The sequence below is a fragment of the Rhodococcus sp. 14-1411-2a genome, assembly GCF_002259485.1.
GTDB lineage: Bacteria > Actinomycetota > Actinomycetes > Mycobacteriales > Mycobacteriaceae > Rhodococcoides.
In genome coordinates, this window is sequence record NZ_NPGA01000020.1 from 250,061 (window position 1) to 266,992 (window position 16,932).

The following is a 16,932-nucleotide window of genomic DNA, read 5'->3' on the forward strand; positions in this document are numbered from 1 at the left end:
GGACAGGCTAACCTTCCGTGGTGACCGTCAACCGTCTCGCCGCCGTGCTCCTCGTCGCCGGAGTCCTGGTCGCCTGCTCGGCGAACACCCCCGGCACCGCATCCTCGGACTCCATCGGCCCCCGCACTGCCGTCGTCGACGATCCGAATCCGGAACCCGTCGTCGACGATCCGGCGGAGGTACTCCCCGTGACCGTGACCGGATTCGACGGCGTCCCCGTCACGGTGACGGACAACAGCCGCATCGTCGCTGCCGACCAGTACGGAACGCTCGCCGAGACCGTCTTCGCACTCGGACTCGGGGACAACCTCGTCGGGCGTGACACCTCGGCTGCATTTCCCGCGGCCGAGAACGTGCCCGACGTCACCCCGACCGGCCATTCGCTGAGCGCCGAGGGAATTCTGGCACTGTCGCCGACCGTCGTACTGACCGATACCAGCATCGGTCCACGTGCCGTGCAGGATCAGATCCGAGCCGCGGGCATTCCGCTCGTGTACTTCGATCCCACGCGCACTCTGGCCGGCGTCGCCCCTCAGATCGAGGCCGTCGCAGCTGCCCTGGGTGTGCCCGACGCCGGTGCCGCACTCGCCGAACGAACGAACACCGAGATCTCGGCAGCGGAGAACGCCGCACCCGAGTCCTCGGAACCGCCGAAGATCGCGTTTCTGTACATGCGTGGCCCGGACATCAAGATGCTCGCCGGACCCGGCTCGGGAGCGGACGCACTGATCGAGGCTCTCGGCGCCAGGGACGCCGGTGTCGAATCGGGTCTGACCGAACAGTTCGTGCCGGTCACCAGCGAGGCGTTGATCGCCGCGGCACCCGACGTCATTCTGATGATGACCAAGGGCCTGGAATCGATCGGCGGTATCGAGGGGCTCGAGCAGATCCCCGGAATCGCGCAGACACCGGCAGGCCGAGATCGCCGGGTGGTGGACATGGACGACGGCACCATCCTCAGTTTCGGCCCGAACACCGGAAAGGTGTTGGGCGCACTGTCGAAGGCCGTGTACGACCCCGCGTCATGACCGACCGCGCACTCGCCGAAACGCGCACGGGCCGAGGGCGGGTTCTTGCAACATTCGGAGCCCTGGTCGTGGCACTGGTGTGTCTGGCCCTGATCTCGGCCGTCGTGGGGCAGGTGCCGACGACACCGCTGGAAGTGTTGGGCAGCCTCGCGCATCGGGTGGGACTCGACATCGGCCCGATGCCCGCACACCCCAGTGGCGAGGTGACGTTGTGGCAGGTCCGATTCCCGCGCCTGACTCTGGCAATCGTCGTCGGCGCGTGTCTGGGGTGCGCGGGTGCGCTGCTCCAGGGGGTGTTCGCCAATCCGTTGGCCGAGCCGGGTGTCGTCGGGGTCTCCTCGGGCGCTGCCGTCGGTGCCAGCTCGGTCATCGTGCTCGGCGGCAGCTTCGCCGGAGTCTGGAGTGTGGCGTTCGCAGCATTCGTCGGCGGCCTCGTCACCACGATCGCCGTGTACTTCCTCGCCCGCAACGCAGGACGCACCGAGGTGGTGACGCTCATCCTCACCGGCGTTGCAGTCAATGCATTCGCCGGCGGTGCCATCGCGTTCTTCACGTTCGTCGCCAGTCCCGCAGCCCGCGATCAGATCGTGTTCTGGCAACTGGGGTCACTCGCGGGCGCGACCTGGCAGTCGGTGGCCGTGGTCGGCCCGCTCGCACTGCTCGGAATCGGAGCTTCCCTGGCGATCGCGCGCCGACTCGACCTGCTTGCGCTCGGAGAGAACGTGGCACGCCATTTGGGAGTGAACGTCGAACGACTCAGACAGTTCGCCATCGTCGTCGTCGCCCTGCTCGTTGCGTCCGGCGTCGCCTTCACCGGAATCATTCTGTTCGTGGGGCTGGTGGTTCCGCACGCCGTGCGGATGGTGCTCGGTCCCGCCCATCGACTCCTCGTCCCGGCCAGCGCCCTCGCCGGCTCCGTCGTGCTGCTCGCTGCCGATCTCGTCACCCGCACCCTCGTCGCGAACGTCGATCTGCCGCTCGGCATGGTGACGTCACTGGCGGGTGCGCCGTTCTTCTTCTGGCTGCTCCGCCGTACCCGTGCTCGCCAGGGCGGCTGGGCGTGACGAAGCGAATCGGCACGGCACGCAACGACATCCCGGTCATCCCCGAACCGGGTTCGAATACCCTCGTCGCCCGCGGAGTCTCCGCTCGGCGCGGGGACGCGACGGTGTTGTCCGACGTCAACCTCGACGTGGTCGCCGGCGAGATACTGGCGCTGGTGGGCCCCAACGGCGCGGGCAAATCGACGCTGCTGTCGGTCATGGCGGGAGACACCGAGCCCAGCGCCGGGTCGGTTCTACTGGACGAGAAACCGCTGAACCGCCTCCGCACGGTCGACGTGGCCAGGCGGCGTGCGGTGCTTCCTCAGCAACACAGCGTCGGGTTCGCGTTCACGGCCGGCCAGATCGTTCGAATGGGTCGAGCCCCCTGGGTCGGTACGTCGGCTGCGCGCAACGACGACGACCGCGTCTCCGCAGCCATATCCGCATGCGACGTAGCGGACTTCTCCGATCGACCGTTCGCGTCGCTCTCCGGTGGCGAGCAGGCCAGAGTTGCGCTGGCGCGCGTCATAGCCCAGGACACCGCGACGATCATGCTGGACGAGCCCACTGCCGCACTCGACCTGGGACATCAGGAGTCGGTCATGGCCGTGGTGCGCTCGCTCGCTGCCGCCGGCCGTGCCGTCGTTGTCGTGCTGCACGATCTCGGCCTCGCGGCGGCCTACGCCGACCGCGTCGCGATCCTGGACTCGGGTGAACTGGTCGCAACCGGTCCGCCGCGGGAGGTGCTCACCGCCGAGCGACTGGCCCGGGTCTACCGACATCCCGTCGACGTGTTCGACCATCCCGTGACGGGCGAACAACTGGTGGTTCCCCACCGTGTCAGAAACCCTCAAGCACGGAATTGACTCGGTTGAAGAAGGCTCGAACTGCGGTGGTGTCTCGCTGTGACGCATCGGACAGCTGCTGCGCATGGGCGACCGCGTCACGCACCACACCGACGATGCTGCGCTCGTCCGTCAGATCGACCTCGGTGACCGAATGCTCGGCAACCGCTTCGACCTCGGACCGATCCGGTACCGGAGATTGCACATCTTGGCGGTATATCTCGACGTACAGGGTGCTTCGATGCACACGAAACGCGAACGCCCGACCGTCGTCGGTGCGTCCGAAGCCGTTCGGGTGCGTTCCCGCGTTCACTTCCTCGACGACGAAGTGTGTTTCCTCGGTTCCCACGTCCACTCCCATGTCGTGTACTCACCTCGCCCGATCACGCTACCGCCTGTTCGGGCGAGACCGAACGACAACCGGTCCGGCGCGGTCGATTTCGCCGAGGTCGCTGCACGCTGGTACAGATGTGGCAACGCCTCCACAGGCAGCGTCTTCTCGAGGAAGTAGGTTCGGCCTCATGCGAACACCGTCGGCTCGTTCGATTCGAGCGGCAGTCGCGTCCGCGCTCGCCGTCGTCACAGTCCTGTCGGTCGGCGGGTGTTCCAGCGACGACGAGAACGCCGACGACATCTCCGTCGACCCCCGACCGCCGGCCGAGTCCCCCGAAGCCACTGCCACCCCCGCCGGAACCGTCGGCGCGTTCGCGCCCGTGGACGCCCTCACGTTCGATCCCGTCACCCGCACCCTCGTGGCGCTGACCGACGCATCGACAACCGTGACCCTGGCCCGCGACGGTGCCGCAGCGCAGACCCAGGTGGTCGATCTGGGGGCCACGGGAGCCGCACTCGTCGCCGGACGGGACTCGACAGTGTTGGTGCCCATGGACGGTTCCGTCGCGAGGATCTCCGTGGTGGACGGACAGCGGACCGCCCTGCCTGTCGACGGTGACGCGCTGTCCGCAGCGGACCTACCCGACGGCACGACAGCTGTCGGAGACGTCACCGGAGCGGTCCGTGTACTCGACACGAACGGTGAGGTCACCACCACGGTCTCCGGCGGCAGCGTGACCTCGGCCGATGCTCTGGCCAGTACACCGAACGGGGTCTCGGTTCTCGATCGTCGTCAGACGTCGGTGACCGACCTGAATCTGGACGACGGCACCCTCGGAGTGGCCTTGCGCGCAGGCGAAGGTGCCGCGGAGATGACCAGCGACGAGTTCGGCCGCTTGCTGGTCACCGATTCGACGGGGACCGAGTTGCTCGTCTTCACCTCGCACGATCTGCTGATGCGGCAACGCTTTCCGGTCGGGTCGCAGCCGTGGGCGATCGCCTACGATGAGCAGTCCGGTGTCGTGTGGGTGACGCTTCCGGCTCTCAACGAGGTGGTCGGGTACACACTCGATACCGGAATTCCGGTCGAGGCCGAGCGGTTGGCCACTGTGCGGCAGCCGAATTCGGTTGCTGTCGACGCCGACACCGGCGACCTGTACGTGGGATCGGCAACCGGTGACGGACTGCAGCGCATCCCCGCTGCCGGTCGTTGACCCGCGTGGACGCGGGAGTGGAGCCTGCAGGAACGACCGATAGGGGATGAGGAGGCATATGAACGCTTATGACAGTTCGGCACCGGGGCGCGCGAAGATGCCCGTCGGATGGGAAGTGTCTGCGTCCGACGATTGGGAGTACGTGCCGTTGCGGCTGCCGCCGGATGTGACCCGGGTGACGGCCTCGATGCGGCTGGCGATTCAGGCGGAGTTCGGCGGCTGGGAACTGTCGCGGGTTCGGCTGTACACCGATGGCAGCAGGCGTGTGTTGCTCAAACGCAAGAAGACCGCGCATCACATCCCCGAGCCCGGAATCTGAGCCCGTCGCAGTACTGTTCGACCGCACGATCGTTGACACCACCGCATGAGTTCGACCGAGCCAGATCGACCGGAGAGAAGACCGTGGGAGACCGCCTGTACCGAGTTCTGTTGCGCCTGATGTTCCTCGTGCCACCGGAGAGGATCCATCACCTGGCGTTTCGGGTGCTCCGCGTCGTCGCCGTCGTGCCGCCGCTCCGCTACCTGGCCGAGAAGGCGTTCGTGGTCGACGATCCACGACTTCGCTCGACGGTGTTCGGCGTCGAATTCCCGGCTCCGCTCGGCCTCGCGGCCGGGTTCGACAAGAATGCCGACGGAATCGACGCGTGGGGGCCGATCGGATTCGGTTTCGCCGAGATCGGCACCGTGACAGCGCAGAGCCAGCCGGGCAATCCGACGCCGCGATTGTTCCGGTTGCCTGCGGACCGCGCCATCGTCAACCGCATGGGGTTCAACAACCACGGTGCCGAGCACGCCGCCCAGCGTGTCCGCGCCAGGCGCACGGGCATCCCGATCGGTGCCAACATCGGCAAGACCAAGATCGTGGAGCCGGTGGATGCCGCCGCGGACTACACGGCCAGCGCCCGGCTTCTGGGCCCGTTGGCGGACTTCGTGGTCGTCAACGTCAGCTCCCCCAACACCCCTGGGCTACGTGACCTTCAGGCCGTCGAATCGCTGCGGCCGATCCTCGAGGCGGTTCAGTCCGTGGTGACGGTGCCGGTATTGGTCAAGATCGCCCCGGACCTGTCCGACGAGGACATCGACGCCGTGGCCGATCTGGCCGTCGAACTCGGTCTCGACGGGATCGTGGCCACCAACACGACGATCTCCCGCACCGGGCTGCGCACCGACGCCGACGTGGTCGCCGCAGCAGGAGCAGGTGGCCTGTCCGGTGCTCCGCTGGCAGACCGCTCGATCGAGGTGCTGCGACGTCTCTACCGCCGAGTGGGCACCCGGCTGACGCTGATTTCCGTCGGCGGAATCGAGACCGAGGCGCAGGCGTGGGAACGCATCACTGCGGGCGCGTCACTGGTGCAGGGCTACACCGGGTTCATCTACGGCGGCCCGCTGTGGATCAAGAACATTCACCGGGGACTGGCAACTCGGCTCGAGGAACACGGCTTCGCCACGATCACCGATGCGGTGGGCTCGGCGAACAAGCCCTGAACCGTCGGGTGTCGGAACCGGTGTTCCGACACCCGACGTTCGAGCTCAGGCCTCGTAGATGCCGGTGAGGACCGCACGACCGATGGCGTGCGAGAACAGGTTGAAGCCGAGGTAGGCCGGGGTGGCCGTCTCGTCCACTTCGAGCCGTTCGACGTCCACCGCGTGAACCACGATGAAGTAGCGGTGCGGACCGTGGCCTGCGGGCGGAGCAGCACCGATGTAGCGGAACAGACCGGCGTCGTTCTTGAGCGTCACCGCGGTGCTGGGCACCCCGGTCCCGCCGTCGTCGCCCGCGCCGGACACCAGCGATGTCGTCTCGACGGGGATGTTCGCCACTGCCCAGTGCCAGAAGCCGGAGGCCGTCGGCGCGTCGGGGTCGTAGACGGTGACAGCGAAACTCTTGGTGCCCTCGGGGAAACCGGACCAGGACAGCTGCGGAGAGTTGTCGTGCCCACCGGCTCCCATGATTCCACTGACCTGCTGAGCGGCCAATGTCTGACCGTCCTCGACGTCCTCGGACGTCAACTCGAAGGATGGTAGGTCCGGAAGCGAGTCGTATGGGTTGTACGCCACGATGATTCCTTTCGTGTCAGCTGTGCAGCAAGAAGTGTTCGAGTACCTGTGTACCGAACTCCAACGATTCCACGGGTACTCGTTCGTCGATGCCGTGAAACAACGCCGCGAAATCGAGTTCCGGTGGCAACTTCAGCGGGGCGAAGCCGAAGCAGCGAATACCGATGCGCGCGAACGCTTTTGCGTCGGTTCCGCCGGAGAGCATGTAGGGAACGGTTCGACCGTTCGGGTCGTGGGCCAAGACGGCGTCGTTCATCGCATCGACGAGATCGCCGTCGAAGGTGGTCTCGTAGGGCTCGAGCTTCGTGATCCACTCACGCTCGACGTTGGGGCCGATCAACTCGTCGACCTCCTTCTCGAAGGCCGCCTGACGCCCGGGCAGCACTCGGCAGTCCACCACTGCCGTCGCCGTCTGCGGAATCACGTTGGCCTTGTAGCCGGCCGAGAGCATCGTCGGGTTCGCGGTGTCGCGCAGGGTCGCTCCGACGATGCGGGCGATGCTGCCGAGCTTGAGCAGGGTGCCGTCGATGTCCGGTGACGTCGGGTCGAAATCGAGACCCGATTCCTCCGAGACGGCCTGCAGAAACTGCGAGACCGATTCGGTGAGCACCAGCGGGAACGTGTGATTGCCCAGTTTGGCCACTGCCTCGGCGAGGTACGTCACGGCGTTGTCGTCGTGCAGGAACGATCCATGCCCGGCCCGAGCCTTTGCCGTCAGCCGCATCCACGCCAAGCTCTTCTCTGCCGTCTCGACCATGTAGAGCCGCTTCTCGGTGCCGTCCGGGCGGGCGACGGTCAGGGAGAACCCGCCGACCTCGCCGACTGCCTCCGTGACGCCCTCGAACAGATCGGGTCGGTTGTCCACCAACCAGTGCGATCCGTACTTGCCGCCCGCCTCCTCGTCCGCCAGGAACGCGAACAGGATGTCGCGGGGTGGGACGGTTCCGTTGGACTTGAATTGGCGGGCCAGCGCGAGAGCCATGCCGACCATGTCCTTCATGTCCACCGCGCCTCGGCCCCACACGTAACCGTCCTCGACGGCCCCGGAGAACGGATGCACGCTCCAATCGGCCGGTTCGGCCGGTACGACATCCAGGTGTCCGTGGACCAGCAGCGCGCCGCGAGAGGAGTCCGCTCCGCGCAGCCACGCGAACACGTTGCCTCGACCCGGGGCACCGGACTCGACGTACTCCGTCTCGTAGCCCACTTCCTCGAGCTTGCTCGCCACCCACTCGGCGCATTCCTTTTCGCCGACGGTCGTGTCGAGCTCCCCCGTGTTCGAGGTGTCGAACCGGATGAGGGAACTGACGAGATCCACGACTTCGTCGAGGGCAACGGTGGCGTCGATATCGGTTGTGTTTCCGGGATTGCTCACATCGTTGGGCACACGTCGTTCCTACCACCAGAATCGGCTCCGGGCACCATGAGAAACGGCCTCGAGCATGAACTGACGTGGGGATTTGGGTTATCGGGAACCCGTCGGATAATCTTACGCAGCACACAGCGGCCGGCTGTGAAAGCAACAAAAGAATATGCGGCAGAGGTCGCACTTGTCCGAGTGGCGGAATGGCAGACGCGCTAGCTTGAGGTGCTAGTGTCCTATTAACGGACGTGGGGGTTCAAGTCCCCCCTCGGACACCGTCTGAAAGATGTAGCCAGACAAAGATTTTCACAGATCTGAGTTGAGACAGACGAAACTGACCCTGATTCTTCGGAATCGGGGTCTTTTTCGTTCTGCACTCGCTTTCGTTCGGCTCGAAGGGGCCGATGCTAGGAGACCGACGATGGACGCGATCGACCCGACCGATCTCGAGACGTGCCTGCGCGTGCTGAAGCAGGCCGCAGAGCTGGACAAGAACCATCCGGATTCGATCGCTGTGCAGCGCGCATCCGGTGCCATGTTCAAAGATCTCAAGCGTGCCCGACGCGTCGCGGCGCGCAACGCCGTCAACGCGGCCGACCGTGCCGTCGTCGCCGCCACCGCAACCGGATCCCCGGACCGAATCGACGACGAGACCGCAGGACTGTCCCTGACCTCCCGCGCCGAGGGAGACATCGCAGGCACTCTGATCAAGGCTCGTCCCTGCTACATCTGCAAGCAGCGCTACACCCACGTCGACTCGTTCTATCACCAGCTGTGCCCGGAGTGCGCGACGCTCAATCGAGGCAAGCGCAACGCGCGAACCGATCTGTCCGGCCGGCGGGCGTTGCTGACCGGTGGTCGGGCGAAGATCGGGATGTACATCGCACTTCGACTGCTGCGCGACGGTGCCCACACGACCATCACCACCCGATTCCCCAACGATGCCGTGCGTCGCTTCGCCGCGATGGACGACAGTGACCAGTGGCTGCACCGTCTGCGCGTCGTCGGTATCGATCTTCGCGATCCGGCTCAGGTTGTGGCGCTCGCCGATTCGGTCGCGGCCGAGGGACCTCTGGACATTCTGATCAACAACGCCGCACAGACCGTCAAACGCTCCCCCGGTTCCTACAGCGCACTGGCCGATGCGGAAGCCGAACCGTTGCCCGCAGCCCTGACGGAAGGCGCAGGACCGGAGCGCATCACGTTCGGCAAGACCAGTGATGCGCACCCCGCGTCACTGGCGAGCTCGTTGCCCGCCACCGCGATCGGCGGCCGATCGACTGCTGCCCTGAGCGCGGACGACGTGGCCTCGCTCGCCATGGTCGCCGGCTCGGTCACGGCCGAGAGAATCGAGAGCGGGCTCGCCATCGATGCCGGGGGTCTGGTGCCCGATCTCGCCGAGACCAACAGCTGGATCCACACCGTCGAGCAGGTCGACCCGGTGGAACTGCTCGAGGTGCAGCTCTGCAATTCCGTCGCACCCTTCATCCTGGTCTCGCGGCTACGCACCGCGATGGAGGCCTCGGACGCGCGGCGCAAGTACGTGGTCAACGTCTCGGCCATGGAAGGCCAGTTCGGCCGCGCGTACAAGGGGCCGGGCCATCCCCACACCAACATGGCCAAGGCCGCGCTGAACATGCTGACGCGCACCAGCGCGAAGGAGATGCTCGAGAGCGGGATCCTGATGACCGCCGTCGACACCGGCTGGATCACCGACGAACGGCCACACCCCACCAAGATGCGGCTCGCCGACGAAGGTTTCCACGCTCCACTCGACCTGGTCGACGGTGCCGCCCGGGTGTACGACCCGATCGTGCAGGGCGAACTCGGAGTCGATCTGCACGGCTCGTTCCTCAAGGACTACCAGCCGTCACCCTGGTGATTTTCGCGTGCGTGCCCCTCGGCGAACATGGGCTGCGATACTCGTAAGCCGAAGTCGTTGCGCGCGAGCGAACGGCCCTTCTTCACGCACCGATAGGCGGGCACCATGGGCGAGGACGTCGAGCGCCGTAAGTTCACCAGGCAGGACAGGCACGAGTTTCGCCAGAAGGTGCAGGACTGTCTCGATGCCCTGGCGATCATGTTGGCCGACGAGACCTTCCACGTCGGTGAACCGCAGATCGGCATGGAGATCGAGCTCAATCTCGTCGACGACGACATGGAACCGTCGATGGCCAACGCGGCGGTGCTCGACGCCATCGCCGATCCCGACTATCAAACCGAGCTCGGCCAGTTCAACATCGAGATCAACGTCGACCCTCGGCCACTGCGCGGTGCCTCGATCGCCGAGTTGGAGACCGACCTGCGCAGATCGCTGAATGCAGCGGACGAACGCGCCCGCACCTCGGGTAGTCGGCTCGCCATGATCGGCATGCTCCCGACTCTGGACGAGGAGCACTTCGAGCACCGGTGGCTCTCGGCGAATCCGCGCTACGACCTGCTCAATCAGCAGATCTTCGCCGCTCGGGGCGAGGACATCGAACTGAAGATCGGCGGAGTTCGACTGCCCGGTGCCGCTGCCGCCGAGGATCTCGACATCGTGACCGACACGATCCTGCCCGAGGCGGCCTGCACGTCGGTTCAGCTGCACCTGCAGGTGGCTCCGGACGAGTTCGCGTCGTATTGGAATGCAGCGCAAGCCCTTTCGGGTGTACAGGTGGCGCTCGCCGCCAACTCGCCGTTCTTCGCCGGACGCGCGCTGTGGCACGAGACTCGCATTCCGCTGTTCGAGCAGGCCACCGACACCAGGCCGCAGGAGCTCAAGAATCAGGGTGTCCGACCGCGGGTGTGGTTCGGCGAACGATGGATCACCTCGATCTTCGATCTGTTCGAGGAGAATTCACGCTACTTCCCTGCGTTGCTGCCGGTCTGCAGCGAGGAGGATCCCAAGGCTGCGCTGGCCGAGGGCAAGACACCGTCGCTGTCCGAACTGCGCATGCACAACGGAACCGTCTACCGGTGGAACAGGCCGATCTACGACCGGTCCGGCGACGGCCATCACATCAGGCTGGAGAATCGCGTTCTGCCGGCCGGACCGTCGGTGGTGGACACTCTCGCCGACGCGGCGTTCTACTACGGAACCGTCCGCGCGCTGGCCGATGCCGACCGCCCGCTGTGGTCGCAGCTGTCGTTCGACGCCGCCCAGGAGAACGTGCACTCCGCGGCCCGCGGCGGGTTCGATTCGATGCTCTACTGGCCCGAGGTGGGCTGGGTGAGTCCGCAGGAACTGGTGTTGCGTCGGCTGCTGCCCCTGGCCGACGCCGGATTGGCCGCCTACGGCGTGGACGCGGCGGTCCGCGACCGCTATCTGGGGGTGATCGAGGCGCGGTGCCTGGCCAAGCAGTCCGGCTCGGTGTGGCAGCGCAACGCCGTCGTCGCCCGCGAAAGCGCCGGTGAGAAGCGCGATAGAGCGCTTGCGGGAATGCTCGGTGATTACGTCACCCTCATGAATGCCGGAGAACCCGTGCACACCTGGACGAACTGACGGCGCGTCGACTCGCCGGGGTGACCCGCGTTAGTGTCGCTGGTATGAATTCGCCTGCATCCGACTCCCCCGATCGCACTCACGACATCGTCGTCTACGGCGTCACCGGCTTCGTCGGGAAATTGACGGCGAAGTACCTCGCCGAGCATGCACCGGCAGACACCCGCATCGCCCTCGCCGGGCGCTCTACGGCGAGGGTGGAGGCCGCCAGGAAAGAACTGGGCTCCAGGGCTCAGCAGTGGTCCGTTCTCGAGGCCGACGCAACCGACCTCGCATCGCTCGAGGCCATGGCCCGATCGACCCGAGTCGTCATCACCACGGTCGGTCCCTACGCCAAGTACGGCTTGGAATTGGCAACGGCGTGCGCCGAGGCCGGGACGGATTACGTCGACCTCACCGGCGAGGTCCTGTTCGCTCGCGAGAGCATCGATACCAACCACGAAATCGCTCAGCGCACCGGGGCCCGCATCGTTCACTCGTGCGGCTTCGATTCCATCCCGTCCGACATCGGCGTACACGCGCTGTACGAGGCCGTTACCGCGGACAACGCCGGTGAGCTGACCGACACGACCCTGGTGGTCACGTCGATGTCCGGCGGGGTCAGCGGCGGCACCATCGACTCGCTGCGCGGGCAGATCGAGGCGATGAAGAAGGACAAGCGAGCCCGACGCATCGCCGCGCGGCCGTACTCCCTCAGTCCCGACCGGGGCCTCGAGCCGCAACTCGGCCGTCAGCTCGACACCGTGCTGATCGACGGCAAGAAGATCGACCCGAGCCTGCGTGGTTGGAAAGCCCCGTTCGTGATGGCCTCGTACAACACGCGAGTCGTCCGGCGCACCAATGCACTTCGCGACTGGGCCTACGGAAAGCAGTTCCGCTACAGCGAGGTGATGAGCGTTGGCTCGTCGTTCGCCAGCCCCGTCCTCGCCGGTGCTCTGTCTGCCGGGCTGTTCGTCGGCGTGTCCGCGATGACTGTGCTTCCGGCCAAGGTGCTCGACCGCATTCTGCCCAAGCCGGGCACCGGCCCCAGTGAAAAAGCCCGTGAGAAGGGACATTTCACGGTCGACCTGTACACCCTCACCACGTCGGGGGCTCGCTACCGGGCTCGCGTCAAAGCGTCGGGAGACCCCGGCTACAAGGCCACCGCGGTCATGCTGGCGGAGTCGGCACTCGCACTCGTGTACGGCGGCGACGCCTTACCGAAGGCCGCAGGAGTTCTCACTCCCGCCACCGCGATCGGTGACGTCCTCGTCGATCGTCTCAATGCTGCCGGAATGGAGATCTGGGCCAAGCGGAACTGATCGACCGCGAACTACGACCGCGGGGAGGCCGAGGACAGCTCGGAGTAGAGCTCCTCGGCCTCTGCGGTCGAGTCGACCTGTGGCGGTGAGCCTTCCAACGGTTGGGTGGCGGACTCGCGCAGAAACCCGACCGCGACGAGGCCGATAACACCGCTCACGACGAGGTAGTACGCAGGGATCATCGGGCTACCCGTTGCGCTGACCAACGCAGAGGTGACCAGTGGCGTCGTACCACCGAAGATCGACACCGACAGATTGAACCCGATCGACAGCGCCGCGTAGCGAATTCGGGTGGGAAACAGGGCCGGTAGCGTCGACGCGCTCGGCGCCGCGAAACACGCCAGCACGAGACCGAGCAACAGGCACGCGATCAGCGGGCCGATCCACCCGCTCTCGCGGAGCAGCAGGAAGCAGGGCACGGCGAGAACGATCTGCCCGACAGCACCGAACACGAACACCGGTTTGCGGCCGATTCGATCGGTCAGCCTGCCGACACCCACGATGACGCTCACCACGACGACCATCGCCGACAGGACGAGCAAATCGGCGCTGAGCTGACTGCGGCCGACGACCTCGGTGAAGTACGTGGGTAGATACGACGTGACCATGTAGTTGGTCACGTTGTACAGCAACACGATTCCCGTGCAGATCAACAGAGCCCGCCAATGGTCGGTGAAGATCTTCCCGATCGATCTCCGACCGCTCTCCTGCGCCTTGACCTTGCTGTCGTGTTCGTCGAGTTGTTTGCGGAACGCAGGGGTGTCCTCCAGCTTCAGCCGCAGGTACAGCCCGATCAGACCCATCGGTCCTGCGACGAAGAACGGTATGCGCCAGCCCCATTCGACCATCGTGGCGTCGCCCAACACCGCGTTGAGGATCGTCACCAGGCCGGAGCCCATGGCATAACCGACGAAAGTGCCGAAGTCGAGCCAACTACCGAGAAAACCACGACGCTTGTCCGGGGAGTACTCGGCGATGAACGTCGTGGCACCGCCGTACTCGCCGCCGGTGGAGAACCCTTGGACCAGCCGCGCGACGAGTAGGAGAATCGGTGCCCAGATCCCGATGGTCGCGTAACTGGGGATGAGTCCGACGGCCAGCGTGCCGATCGCCATCATGATCATCGTCGCGGCGAGTACCTTCTGCCGCCCGATTCGGTCCCCCAGTGGTCCGAAGAACAAGCCTCCGAGTGGACGGACGACGAACGCTGCCGCGAACGTGGCGAACGTCGAGATGAGCTGCACTGCGGGCGTGGCGTCGGGGTAGAACACCTTGCCCAACGTCGCGGCCAGGTAGCCGTACACACCGAAGTCGAACCACTCCATCGTGTTGCCGAGAGCAGCGGCCGACACCGCGCGCTTGAGCATCGGCTGATCCACGACGGTGATGCTCTCCTGCGAGAGCGCCGGCTTCCTCCGCATTCGGTTCGTGAACGCGTCGCGTCGAAGAAGCTGGACGTGTCGATGTCCCCACCGCGTGTGCTGCGGGGTTGTCTCAGGCTCTCGGGCTACGGTCATTCCAGCAACGTTAGCCAGACAAACGATGTGATTTCAAACGACCGAACTCGGTCTACCGATGTTCCTCCAGGTGAACGGCAAGGCGTCGAATGTGCCACACCACGTTGACAATTGGAGCAATTCGGCCAATCCGGACAGAGACCGTCGCGGGGCAACGACACCGATCGACGCACAGCTGGCAGGATGGACCCGTGCCGAACCACAACTACGGACTCACGGTGAACTGGACGGGCAACCGCGGCGTCGGTACCACCGGTGCCGCCGCCTACGACCGCGATCACATCGTCTCGGCACCCGGGAAACCCGACCTCCACGCGAGCTCCGATCCGAGCTTTCGCGGCAACCCCGAACGCTGGAATCCCGAGGAGATGCTCGTCGCCTCGCTGTCCAGTTGCCATATGCTGTGGTACCTCGGGCTCGCCGCCGCCTCGGGAGTGGTCGTCACCGACTACACCGACTCCCCCACCGGAGTGATGACCGAGCTATCCGACGGTTCGGGTCAGTTCGTCGAGGTCACCCTCGTTCCGGTCGTGACCGTCGTGGACCCGTCGATGGTGCCGCGCGCCGAGAAACTGCACGCATCGGCGTCTTCGAAGTGCTTCATCGCGCGATCGGTCAACTTCCCGGTGCGGCACACCCCGACGACGGAGGTGGCGTCGTGACCGTCCCCTTGATCGTCGACGTGGACACCGGAATCGACGATTCTCTCGCGTTGCTCTACTTGCTCGCCAGTGAGGATGCCGAGATCCTCGGCATCGCATCCACCGCGGGCAATGTGCCGGTGAACCAGGTTGCCGCGAACAATCTCGCCTGGCTCGACGTGTGCCGCGCGGGCGATGTCGAGGTCTCGCTCGGCGCACAGGTGCCCCTCGTGGCACCACTGATGACCACCGAGGACACCCACGGTCCGCAGGGCATCGGGTACGCGGAGCTTCCGGTGTCGACGCGGCCGCTGTCCGACCGGGACGCCACCACGATGTGGATCGAGCTGGTTCGTTCGCGGCCGGGCGAGATCACCGGATTGGTCACCGGTCCGCTGACCAATCTCGCGCTGGCGATCCGTCGGGATCCCGAGCTACCTCGACTGTTGAAGCGACTGGTGTTGATGGGCGGCGCATTTCAGCACCAGGGCAACACGACACCGACCAGCGAGTGGAACATCGCCGTCGACCCCGAGGCCGCCGCAGAAGTGTTCGCGGCCTTCTCCGGGCTACCGCCGGAACGCCGTCCCGTCGTCTGCGCGCTCGACATCACCGAGACCATCGAGATGACCCCCGAACACATCCGGCGTCTTGCCGAGCGCGCCGGAAGCGTTCCGGCCGAATCGATCTCGTCGAGCGATGCTCCGGGTGTTCGCTCGGCCGCGTCGAACCCGATCGTGCGGCACTTCTCCGACGCGGTGCGGTTCTACCTGGAATTCCATCGCGATCACGATCAAGGCTTCCTGGCGCACATGCACGATCCGTTTGCAGCCGCGCTCGCGCTCGACGCGGACATCGCCACCTACCGACACGCGACCGTGGACGTCGAACTCGTCGGGACTCTCACGCGCGGAACGACAGTGGCCGATTGGCGCGGGATGTGGGGTCGAGAACCGAATGCCGCGATCGCGACTCGTACGGACCCGGAGGCATTCTTCGACCGCTTGATCGAGCGTGTCGGGGGTCTCGCCGCCCGACTCTACCCCGCAATCCCGATCGCCGAGACAGATTCAGGAATCGAAGGCGTCGAGTAGTTCCTGCGCAGCCAGCGCGGCGGTCAGTGAACCGTCGCGTACCCGGGCCTCGACGTCGCCGCGAATCGCCTTGACGGAGGGATTCTGCGCCAGCCTTCGCAGCAGTTGATCGTTGACCATCGTCCACGTCCAATCGACCTGCTGCTTGCGACGCTTTTCCGCGAATTCGCCTGCGTCGCTGAGCACTTGCTGATGGCGTAGCACGGTGTCCCAGTACTCGTCCAGACCGGTGCCCTCGATGGCACTCATCGTCAACACCGGGGGCTTCCAGATCGCGTCGTGCGGATAGATCAGCCGCAGGGCGCCCGCCAACTCCCGGGCCGCGTTCTTCGCGTCGGTCGCGTGCTTGCCGTCGGCCTTGTTGACGGCCACCAGGTCGGCGAGTTCGAGAACGCCCTTCTTGATGCCCTGCAACTGATCTCCGGTGCGCGCAAGCGTCAGGAACGTGAAACAGTCGACCATGTTCGCGACCGTCACCTCGGACTGCCCGACGCCCACCGTCTCCACCAGAATGACGTCGAAGCCTGCTGCTTCGAGGAGCACGATCGTCTCCCGCGTCGCACGTGCGACCCCGCCCAGGGTTCCCGACGTCGGAGACGGCCGGATGTACGCGTTCTCCTGCACCGCGAGACGCGACATCCGGGTCTTGTCACCCAGGATGGAACCACCGGTCCGCGTCGACGACGGATCGACGGCCAGCACCGCGACTCGGTGCCCCTTCTCGATCAACCGCATTCCGAGCGCGTCGATGAAGGTCGATTTGCCGACCCCCGGCACGCCGGTGATGCCGACTCGATGGGAGCCACCGGCATCGGGCAGCACCCGCAGCAGCAATTGCTGAGCCAGGTCTCGATGATCCGATCGGGTCGACTCGACCAAGGTGATGGCACGCGCCAAACCGGATCGCTCGTTCGCTCGAACCGAGTCGGCCACCGCATCGATGTCGATGGTTCGGCCTCTCGGCGACGCTGCACCGGTCGTGGAACTCGTGTTGTCGTTCGGAGAACCCAT

The 16,932-nt window shown here is 65.8% G+C and carries 16 protein-coding genes and 1 tRNA gene; 12 read left to right on the forward strand and 5 right to left on the reverse strand.

The window, feature by feature from the left end; all coding sequences use genetic code 11:
• Positions 1–20: 20 nt before the first annotated feature.
• From CH291_RS22120 to CH291_RS22130, 3 genes are read left to right on the forward strand one after another with little or no spacing between them, the layout of a single operon-like run.
• A complete protein-coding gene (locus CH291_RS22120; RefSeq protein ID WP_179276630.1) occupies positions 21–1,028 on the forward strand; it encodes a heme/hemin ABC transporter substrate-binding protein in 1,008 nt (335 codons plus the stop codon).
• Positions 1,025–2,092, forward strand: a complete 1,068-nt coding sequence (locus CH291_RS22125; protein ID WP_094688675.1) for a FecCD family ABC transporter permease — start codon at positions 1,025–1,027, stop codon at positions 2,090–2,092. The genes CH291_RS22120 and CH291_RS22125 overlap by 4 nt, the downstream gene beginning before the upstream one ends.
• On the forward strand, positions 2,083–2,937 hold the full coding sequence (locus CH291_RS22130) for a heme ABC transporter ATP-binding protein (RefSeq protein ID WP_094688884.1): 855 nt from the start codon (positions 2,083–2,085) through the stop codon (positions 2,935–2,937). The genes CH291_RS22125 and CH291_RS22130 overlap by 10 nt, the downstream gene beginning before the upstream one ends.
• Here the strand turns inward: CH291_RS22130 and CH291_RS22135 are convergent.
• Complete coding sequence (locus CH291_RS22135) at positions 2,912–3,277, reverse strand: hypothetical protein (RefSeq protein ID WP_082898619.1); 366 nt, start codon at positions 3,275–3,277, stop codon at positions 2,912–2,914. The two genes, CH291_RS22130 and CH291_RS22135, sit on opposite strands and share 26 nt — an antisense overlap.
• A gap of 160 nt (positions 3,278–3,437) precedes the next feature.
• On the opposite strand from CH291_RS22135, the gene CH291_RS22140 reads away from it, so the two are divergent.
• From CH291_RS22140 to CH291_RS22150, 3 genes are all read left to right on the forward strand, one after another.
• Positions 3,438–4,463, forward strand: a complete 1,026-nt coding sequence (locus CH291_RS22140; RefSeq protein WP_094688676.1) for a YncE family protein — start codon at positions 3,438–3,440, stop codon at positions 4,461–4,463.
• 58 nt (positions 4,464–4,521) lie between these two features.
• Positions 4,522–4,782 carry a DUF5703 family protein gene (locus tag CH291_RS22145; RefSeq protein WP_094688677.1) on the forward strand — a complete coding sequence of 87 codons (261 nt, stop codon included), beginning with the start codon at positions 4,522–4,524 and terminating at the stop codon, positions 4,780–4,782.
• Positions 4,783–4,877: 95 nt separating this feature from the next.
• Positions 4,878–5,948, forward strand: a complete 1,071-nt coding sequence (locus CH291_RS22150; RefSeq protein ID WP_094670055.1) for a quinone-dependent dihydroorotate dehydrogenase — start codon at positions 4,878–4,880, stop codon at positions 5,946–5,948.
• Positions 5,949–5,993: 45 nt separating this feature from the next.
• Here the strand turns inward: CH291_RS22150 and CH291_RS22155 are convergent, their stop codons facing one another.
• Both CH291_RS22155 and CH291_RS22160 read right to left on the reverse strand, forming a co-directional pair.
• Positions 5,994–6,521: a YbhB/YbcL family Raf kinase inhibitor-like protein gene (locus CH291_RS22155; RefSeq protein WP_068050809.1), complete on the reverse strand. Its 528-nt coding sequence runs from the start codon at positions 6,519–6,521 to the stop codon at positions 5,994–5,996.
• 16 nt (positions 6,522–6,537) lie between these two features.
• The gene (locus tag CH291_RS22160) at positions 6,538–7,869 is read right to left on the reverse strand and encodes a M20/M25/M40 family metallo-hydrolase (protein ID WP_082898618.1); all 1,332 of its coding nucleotides are present in this window, start codon (positions 7,867–7,869) and stop codon (positions 6,538–6,540) included.
• Between the two features lie 204 nt (positions 7,870–8,073).
• On the opposite strand from CH291_RS22160, the gene CH291_RS22165 reads away from it, so the two are divergent.
• From CH291_RS22165 to CH291_RS22180, 4 genes are all read left to right on the forward strand, one after another.
• A tRNA-Leu gene (locus CH291_RS22165) sits at positions 8,074–8,159 on the forward strand.
• A 146-nt stretch (positions 8,160–8,305) separates the two neighbouring features.
• Positions 8,306–9,766: an SDR family NAD(P)-dependent oxidoreductase gene (locus CH291_RS22170; protein ID WP_068050810.1), complete on the forward strand. Its 1,461-nt coding sequence runs from the start codon at positions 8,306–8,308 to the stop codon at positions 9,764–9,766.
• A gap of 105 nt (positions 9,767–9,871) precedes the next feature.
• A complete protein-coding gene (locus tag CH291_RS22175) occupies positions 9,872–11,368 on the forward strand; it encodes a glutamate-cysteine ligase family protein (protein ID WP_094688678.1) in 1,497 nt (498 codons plus the stop codon).
• 44 nt (positions 11,369–11,412) lie between these two features.
• The gene (locus tag CH291_RS22180) at positions 11,413–12,669 is read left to right on the forward strand and encodes a saccharopine dehydrogenase family protein (protein WP_068050812.1); all 1,257 of its coding nucleotides are present in this window, start codon (positions 11,413–11,415) and stop codon (positions 12,667–12,669) included.
• 11 nt (positions 12,670–12,680) lie between these two features.
• Here CH291_RS22180 and proP read toward each other — a convergent pair whose 3' ends face one another.
• Complete coding sequence (proP, locus tag CH291_RS22185) at positions 12,681–14,186, reverse strand: glycine betaine/L-proline transporter ProP (RefSeq protein WP_094641842.1); 1,506 nt, start codon at positions 14,184–14,186, stop codon at positions 12,681–12,683.
• Positions 14,187–14,377: 191 nt separating this feature from the next.
• Here proP and CH291_RS22190 point away from each other — a divergent pair, with 191 nt between their 5' ends.
• Together CH291_RS22190 and CH291_RS22195 are read left to right on the forward strand one after the other, a co-directional pair.
• Complete coding sequence (locus CH291_RS22190; RefSeq protein ID WP_094688679.1) at positions 14,378–14,848, forward strand: OsmC family protein; 471 nt, start codon at positions 14,378–14,380, stop codon at positions 14,846–14,848.
• Positions 14,845–15,921: a nucleoside hydrolase gene (locus CH291_RS22195; RefSeq protein ID WP_094688885.1), complete on the forward strand. Its 1,077-nt coding sequence runs from the start codon at positions 14,845–14,847 to the stop codon at positions 15,919–15,921. Before CH291_RS22190 ends, CH291_RS22195 begins: the two co-directional genes overlap by 4 nt.
• Here CH291_RS22195 and meaB read toward each other — a convergent pair.
• Complete coding sequence (gene meaB / locus CH291_RS22200; protein WP_255183141.1) at positions 15,898–16,932, reverse strand: methylmalonyl Co-A mutase-associated GTPase MeaB; 1,035 nt, start codon at positions 16,930–16,932, stop codon at positions 15,898–15,900. The two genes, CH291_RS22195 and meaB, sit on opposite strands and share 24 nt — an antisense overlap.